We start from the raw sequence: 1,316 nt of genomic DNA, 5'->3' as shown, positions 1-1,316 counted from the left end.
GACTGGACCGAGCTCGATCAGCGTGCGGTGGACACCGCCCGCGTGCTGGCCGCCGACGCGGTGGAGCGCTGCGGCAGCGGTCACCCGGGCACCGCGATGAGCCTGGCGCCGGCCGCCTACGCGCTCTTCCAGCGCGTCATGCGGCACGACCCCACCGACCCGGAGTGGATCGGCCGTGACCGGTTCGTCCTCTCGGCCGGGCACTCGAGCCTCACCCTGTACATCCAGCTGTACCTGTCCGGGTACGGCCTGGAGATCGAGGACCTGCAGCAGCTGCGCAAGTGGGGCTCGCTGACCCCGGGTCACCCGGAGTACGGCCACACCAAGGGCGTCGAGACCACCACCGGCCCGCTGGGCCAGGGCCTGTCCACCGCGGTGGGCATGGCGATGGCCGCCCGGCGCGAGCGCGGCCTGTTCGACCCGGAGGCCGCGCAGGGCGAGAGCCCGTTCGACCACCAGGTCTACGTGATCGCCTCGGACGGCGACATCGAGGAGGGCGTCACCTCCGAGGCCTCGTCGCTGGCCGGCACCCAGCAGCTGGGCAACCTCGCGGTGATCTACGACGCCAACGAGATCTCCATCGAGGACAACACCGGCATCGCGCTGTCCGAGGACACCGCCAAGCGCTACGAGGCCTACGGCTGGCAGGTGCTCACCGTCCACGGCGGTGAGGACGTCCAGGGCTTCCTGGAGGCCATCGAGGCGGCGAAGGCCGAGACGAGCAGGCCGACCCTGATCGTGCTGCGCACGGTCATCGGCTACCCGGCGCCGAACAAGATGAACTCCGGCAAGGCGCACGGCGCCGCCCTGGGCGGCGACGAGGTCGCCGCGGTCAAGTCCGAGCTGGGCTTCGACCCGGAGCAGTCCTTCCAGGTCGACGAGAAGGTGCTGGCGCACGCCCGCGGCGTCATCGACCGCAACAAGGCCGCGCGCGCCGAGTGGCAGACGGCCTTCGACGAGTGGGCGGCGGCCAACCCGGAGAACAAGGCGCTGCTGGACCGCATCAGCAAGCGCGAGCTGCCGACCGGGTGGGCCGAGAAGCTGCCGACCTGGGAGGCCGACGCGAAGGGCGTCGCCACCCGCAAGGCCTCCGGCGAGGTGCTGACCGCGCTGGCCGACGTGCTGCCCGAGCTGTGGGGCGGCTCGGCCGACCTGGCCGAGAGCAACAACACCACCATGAAGGGCCAGCCCTCGTTCGGCCCGGCGGAGATCTCCACCGACGCCTGGCAGGCCAACCCCTACGGCCGCACGCTGCACTTCGGCATCCGCGAGCACGCGATGGGCGCGATCGTCAACGGCATCGCACTGCACGGCGG

General features: G+C 71.7%; 1 protein-coding gene. It reads left to right on the top strand.

Going from position 1 to position 1,316, the window contains the following annotated elements:
- Positions 1 to 1,316, top strand: a 1,316-nt coding sequence (locus tag ACFQRI_RS27065; RefSeq protein WP_380673489.1) for a transketolase family protein, incomplete at both ends; no start/stop codon positions are given.

It is taken from the genome of Saccharopolyspora griseoalba (genome assembly GCF_042665275.1).
Lineage (GTDB): Bacteria > Actinomycetota > Actinomycetes > Mycobacteriales > Pseudonocardiaceae > Saccharopolyspora > Saccharopolyspora griseoalba.
The sequence above is the reverse complement of the archived record's forward strand: the minus strand, read 5'-3'. Positions and strand labels throughout refer to the sequence as shown.